Below are 5,633 nucleotides of genomic sequence, written 5' to 3'. Positions count from 1 at the left end.
CGCGGCGGTCTGCGCGAGGTCCGGATCGACGGGGTCCGCCTGGTCCACCGGGTCCACCTGCTCCGCCGGGCCGCCCCTCCCCTGTCCCCCACGGCCCTGGCCCTGCTCTCCGAGATCCGCCGCGCCTACCGGGCGGGCCTGGACGTCACCGCGGGGCGTCGGGCGAGCTGACCGGCGGCCGCCGCCACCTCCACGGACCACCCCCGAGCGATTCGAGAGCAGCACGGTCCTTGACGCTCATAGTTCGAGACTCTAACTTTGAGAGGGACGAACACCGAGCGAGACGGGAGCACCATGACGACCAGTATCAGCCGGGTCGCACGCGCGATCACGGCCGACGAGGCCGCGGAGGTCGAGGCGAACGGCTGGGCCCTCCTTCCGGGGTACGTCGGCGCGGAGCAGGTCCACTCGCTGCGCCGGGGCGCCGAGTCGCTGCTCGGCCTCGCGCCCGACGGCGCCGTCGTCCGGCCCAGCGCGGTCGTGCGGACCCCCTCGGAGGTCGGCAGGCGAACGGCGCGCACCGCCCTGCGCGTGTTCGGCGAGACCGCGCTCGATCCCGAGCTCGGCCGCAACGCGGGCCGGGTGGTGAACCGCCCCGACTCGATCGTGCTGGTCGAGGACGAGGTCAACGCCGCGCGTGACCAGCAGCCCGGCGCGCCCGCCTTCCACGCCGGAGCCTCCTCGTACCAGCTGGACACGACCTTCGGCTTCACCTGGATCGCCCTGACCGACATCGACGCGGACCAGGGGGCTCCGGTCTTCGTCAGCGGGTCGCACCGCCTCGGCCTCGTCGGCCTGGGGTTCTACTCGGAGGAGACCATGGCCGGCTGGGACCGGTTGCCTGCCGGGTCGGTCTCCGCACCGCAGGCGATGAAGGCGGGCGATGCGGTCGTCGCCCGCAGCGAGACCATCCGGGCGTTCCCCCCGAACACGACCGACCGGGTGGCGATCACCTACGCCCTCGTGCACGCACCGGCCACCACCACCTACATCGGTTGGCCCATCGAGCTTCCCGGGGGCACCGAGATCCCCTCCCACCAACTCCTGACCGAAGCGGGTCTGCCGATCGTGCACCACGGCGAGGACCGCGACGACTGGCGCCGCACCCAGGGCGCGAAGGGCTGAGCGACATGACCGCACACCTGACCGAGCGCACCGTCGAGGGCGTTCGCGTGACCAGCCGCCCGGTGACCGACGAGGAGGTCGCCCACTTCCACGAGAAGGGCTGGGTCGTCCTCCGGCAGCTGATCAGCCCGGAGCTCGCGGGCGCGATGCTGGAGCGGATCAAGGCGCGGATGGGCGAGGACGGCCTGTCCTATAAGGACCGTCCCGGCTTCGACTGGAGCAGCGACGCGGGGACCACCTACCGCGGCGTGAGCCACGACGAGCCGCTCTTCGCGGACTTCGTGCAGGACGAGGACATGGGTCGGAGCATGGCCCGGCTGGTCGGCCGCCGGGTCGGCATGCGCCTGCTCGACGACAGCATGCTCGTCCGCACCACCGAGCGCTCGCAGCCGCAGAGCTACCACCAGGACCGCCCGTCGGGCTGGGACCGCGACCACGTCGCACCCTGGATCGCCCTCGCCGAGATCCCGCCGCAGATGGGGACGATGCGGTTCTTCTCGGGTTCGCACGCCGCGGGTCTGTTCGGCAAGATCGGCGGCGACGAGGAGGTCATCCGCCGCACCATCCCCGCGATGCGGGACGCGGAGCTCTCCGAGCAGCCGCACCTGATGCCCGGCGACGCCACCGTGCACCACCACCTGACGATCCACGGCTCGTCCGCCAACTCGATGCCGCTCCCGCGCTGGGCCTACCGGATCCGCTACCTCCCGGAGGACAGCCGCTACACCAACATGCCGTCGGAGATGGTCAAGCGCCTGGACTTCGCTCCGTACCAGACGTTCGACCACCCCAACTTCCCCCTGACGCGCTACGTCCCCTGATCCGGGACACCCACCACCGACACAGCGGGTGGCCGCCGACGCGGCCACCCGCTGTCGTCGTGTCAGACCCGGTCGCCCCGGCCCGCCGTCCACGCCCCGTCGAACACCACGGGGAAGCGGTCGAGATCGCGCAGCGGCTCGTCGACCCGCAGGACGGCCCCCTCGGTCAGCGCGGAGGGGGCACCGACGTAGCGCGCGTCGCCCGGGAAGTAGGTGACGACGTAGGTCCAGCGCGTCGTCGCCGCCCGGTTGGGGAGCGTCAGCGACGCCAGACCGCTGTTGTGCGCCACCACGTCGCCGGGCGCGAGCGGGACCGACTCGGCCGCCGACCGACGGTGATCGGGGCGAGCGCGATCGACAGCGCCACGAACGGGCGGTCGAGCATCGTCCCGACCCGGGACTCCCGCACGTCCGGTACCGGCCCGGTCCCGGACCGCGGCGGCGCCCAGCCGATCGCGTCGCCCAGCAGACGGACCGTCCCGGCGTGGTCGAGCAGCCGGGCCGCCGCCGCCCCGAGGTTCTCGGCGGTCGCGACCGAGGCGAACAGCGCGTCGTCCCGGTGGGAGAGCCGCAGTGCGGCGACCCCGGTCTCGTCGAGGGCGAGGTCGCGGAAGGCCATCCAGGCCGTCGCGGCCTCCAGCATGGCGGCGACCAGCCCCGGGTCGACCAGGCCGCGCAGCACGACGTGGCCGCGTGCGCGGTACTCCCGGACCTCCGCCTCGTCGAGCTCCCGCACGGCCGACCGGACGTGCCCACTTCTCGTCATCCCAGACCTCCATCCTTCGCTGGTCGAATGCTATAGCTAGAAACACTAACTATGTGTTTCGTTCTTAGTTCGACTCTTGAATTGACCTTCGGCCGGCGCTAGCGTCTCGCGCCACGGGGTGCAGTCACCACGCCCCCGCCGGTTCCCGGATCTCGTCGCGTCCGACGCGACCCACCCTCCACAGGAGAGCCCACGATGAACCAGACCGCACCGCCACCGGGTCGTCCGTCCCGGAGGTGGATGTTCGGCTGCCTCGCCGTCCTGACGACCGTCCTCGCCGGTTGCGCGGGTGGCGGGGCCCAGCAGGAGGGGTCGACGGCGGGCTCCACGTTCACCCAGGTCGAGGCGACGCTGCCGCAGTCCCTCGACCCGAACGCGGCGATCGACGCCATCACCACCAAGGTGACCGGCGGCTTCGCCAGCCCGCTCGTGCAGCAGGCAGGCAGGCCCGCGGAGGGAGACGAGCTCGCGCCCGCCACCGAGGTGGCGCCGTACCTCGCCGAGAGCTGGGAGAAGCAGCCGAACGGCGGCTACCTGTTCCGGCTGCGCACCGACGCGGTGAGCCAGGCGGGCAACCCCCTCACCTCGCGAGACGTCGACTGGTCGCTGCGGAGGGCCCTCGAGGTCGGCACCGCGGGCTCCGGGTACTTCACCCTCGGCGCGATCGACACCACGACCCCGGTCACCGTGATCGACGACCACAGCTTCACGCTCAACGTGACCCGCGACAACGAGCTGGTGCTGGCCTCCCTCGTCTTCCCGATGATGTCGATCCTCGACTCGACGGAGATCCAGAAGCACGCGACCCCCGCCGACCCGTGGGGCGCGGAGTGGCTCAAGACCAACAGCGCGGGCTTCGGGCCCTACCAGGTCTCGAGCTTCACCCCGGCGCAGTCGCTGCGGCTCACCCGCAACCCGAACCACTGGGCGAACCCGACGTTCACCGACATCGTGCTCCGCTCGGTGCCCGACGCGGGCTCGCGCCTGCAGCTGGTGCAGAGCGGCGAGGCCCAGGCCACCAGCGGCCTCACCTGGTCCCAGTTCGGCGCGGCCGCCGAGACGGGCTCGCTGAAGGCCGAGGCGCTGCCGTCGAACGGCGCCGCCGCCTTCTACATGCAGGAGGCCTACGCGCCCTTCGCCGACGTCCGGGTCCGCCAGGCCGTCGCGCACACGGTGGACATGGCGCAGATCAACCAGGCGATCTTCGGCGGCTACGGCACGATCCCGGGGGCGAACCCGTGGCTCCCGCCTGCGATGCCCTCGCCCGGGACCCTGCCCTCCTACACCCGAGACCTCGACCGCGCCAAGGCCCTGATGGCCGAGGCGGGCTACGCGGGCGGCTTCGACCTGGAGATCAGCGCGACGCCGGGGACCTCGGGCGACTGGGCCGGTGACCTGATCCAGATCCTGGGCCAGCAGCTGGCGGAGATCGGCATCCGGGTGACCCCGAACATCGTCCCCAGCGTGTCGGACTTCAACGCGCGCAGCGACCAGAAGCAGCTGCAGGCGACCGTCTCGCTGGGCACCTACCCGGTCAACAGCCCGACCTACGCCATGCGCAACTGGGACGTCAACCAGCGGCGGAGTCCGGCGACGCTGTACTCCTACCGCAACGACCGGTTCCAGGAGCTCCGCGCCCAGATGGCGGGCACGGCACCGGGCCCGGCCCTGGACGCGGTCGTCCTGCAGGCCGCCACGGTGGTGGCCCAGGACGTCCCGATGGTCAACCTCGTCCAGGTCCCCGCGCAGCTGGTGACGACCTCCGCCCTGTCCGGGGTGCAGGCCTACACCTACCCGATCCTCTACTGGGAGCAGCTGGGCGACTCGTCCTGACGCACGCCGAGGCGCCCGACCGTCCGCAGGGACGGTCGGGCGCCTCGGTCGTTCAGTCGAACACACGCTCGGCGAACAGCCTGAGCAGCTCACGGGTGTTCTCGTCGTTGTGCGCGGCACCGGGACGGAACACCGTGGTCACGGGGATGTGGGCCGCGGTCAGCATCGCGATCGTCCGCGTGGTCCCGTTCAGCCCGATGTCGTCGAGCCCGGTGCCGACCATCAGCAGCTCGGCGTCCCCCGCGGCGGCGGCCGCGGTGAGCAGGGGTGCGCCGTTCGCCTGGAGGTCCGCGACCGGGTCGAAACCGGGGAACCGCGCGGGGTCGAAGGTGTTGACGTTGTAGCCGCCCGAGAAGCTCCCGAACCAGCCGACCAGCCCGCGCTGGGTGAGGAAGGTGTCCATGGTGGCCACACCGGACGCCGAGAAGCCCGCCAGGGCCCGGTCCCGGGCCTCCCGCGACACGGGGTAGGCCGCCTCGACGGCGGGGACGATGCTCTCGCGCAGGTCCTGCGGGAACAGGTCCTCACCGATGGGGTGGTACGAGCGGCCCGTGGTCTCGTTCTCCCGCACCACCACGATGGTGGGCGGCATCGCCCCGGACCGGATCATCCGCGAGAACATCACGTCGACCCGGGCGGTGTTGAACCGGGAGGGGCCGCCGGGCAGGTAGAGCGTGGGATGGGTCCGCTCCGGGTCGTAGTCCGGCGGCGTCCACACCCACAGCGGGCGCTCCCGGCCCGCGACGGCGCTGTGGTAGGTCAGCGGGGTGACGGTGCCGTTCGGTCCGTCCGAGGTCACGTAGTCCGCCGCCGCTCCCGGGACCAGCACCGTCCGCTCGGGATCGGCGGGGTCCGCGACGCGCTGGGCCGCCTCGGGGTCGGCGAGCTCCTCGCCGTCGACCTCGAAGCGGTAGGTGTAGAGCTCCGGGTCGAGCGGCCCCACGGTGGCGGTCCAGACCCCGTCGGTCCCCTTGGCCATGGGGGTGTCGACGTCCTGGAAGGACGCGCCCCAGCTCCCGGTCACCACGAGTCCGGGGCGGGCTGGTTTTCCTACACTCGCGTTCGTGCTGCTGATGGAGCGCGATGAG

6 protein-coding genes are annotated in these 5,633 nt (G+C 72.1%); 3 read left to right on the top strand and 3 right to left on the bottom strand.

Going from position 1 to position 5,633, the window contains the following annotated elements:
- The first annotated feature begins 294 nt into the window (after positions 1–294).
- On the top strand, positions 295–1,125 hold the full coding sequence (locus H5J29_RS19040; RefSeq protein ID WP_181782359.1) for a phytanoyl-CoA dioxygenase family protein: 831 nt from the start codon (positions 295–297) through the stop codon (positions 1,123–1,125).
- A 5-nt stretch (positions 1,126–1,130) separates the two neighbouring features.
- Positions 1,131–1,946: a phytanoyl-CoA dioxygenase family protein gene (locus tag H5J29_RS19035; RefSeq protein WP_181782357.1), complete on the top strand. Its 816-nt coding sequence runs from the start codon at positions 1,131–1,133 to the stop codon at positions 1,944–1,946.
- Positions 1,947–2,008: 62 nt separating this feature from the next.
- Here the strand turns inward: H5J29_RS19035 and H5J29_RS19030 are convergent, their stop codons facing one another.
- Both H5J29_RS19030 and H5J29_RS19025 read right to left on the bottom strand, forming a co-directional pair.
- Positions 2,009–2,236, bottom strand: a complete 228-nt coding sequence (locus H5J29_RS19030; RefSeq protein WP_181782356.1) for a hypothetical protein — start codon at positions 2,234–2,236, stop codon at positions 2,009–2,011.
- Positions 2,206–2,712, bottom strand: coding sequence for a hypothetical protein (locus H5J29_RS19025; RefSeq protein ID WP_181782354.1), 507 nt, complete (start codon positions 2,710–2,712; stop codon positions 2,206–2,208). The genes H5J29_RS19030 and H5J29_RS19025 overlap by 31 nt, the downstream gene beginning before the upstream one ends.
- A gap of 195 nt (positions 2,713–2,907) precedes the next feature.
- Between H5J29_RS19025 and H5J29_RS19020 the strand changes: the two genes are divergently transcribed.
- Positions 2,908–4,545, top strand: a complete 1,638-nt coding sequence (locus H5J29_RS19020; protein WP_181782352.1) for an ABC transporter substrate-binding protein — start codon at positions 2,908–2,910, stop codon at positions 4,543–4,545.
- A 52-nt stretch (positions 4,546–4,597) separates the two neighbouring features.
- Here the strand turns inward: H5J29_RS19020 and H5J29_RS19015 are convergent, their stop codons facing one another.
- Positions 4,598–5,569 carry an alpha/beta hydrolase gene (locus tag H5J29_RS19015; RefSeq protein ID WP_181782351.1) on the bottom strand — a complete coding sequence of 324 codons (972 nt, stop codon included), beginning with the start codon at positions 5,567–5,569 and terminating at the stop codon, positions 4,598–4,600.
- Positions 5,570–5,633 lie beyond the last annotated feature (64 nt).

It is taken from the genome of Pseudonocardia pini (assembly GCF_013870575.1).
Lineage (GTDB): Bacteria > Actinomycetota > Actinomycetes > Mycobacteriales > Pseudonocardiaceae > Pseudonocardia > Pseudonocardia pini.
This window is presented reverse-complemented; position numbering and strand designations above follow the sequence as displayed.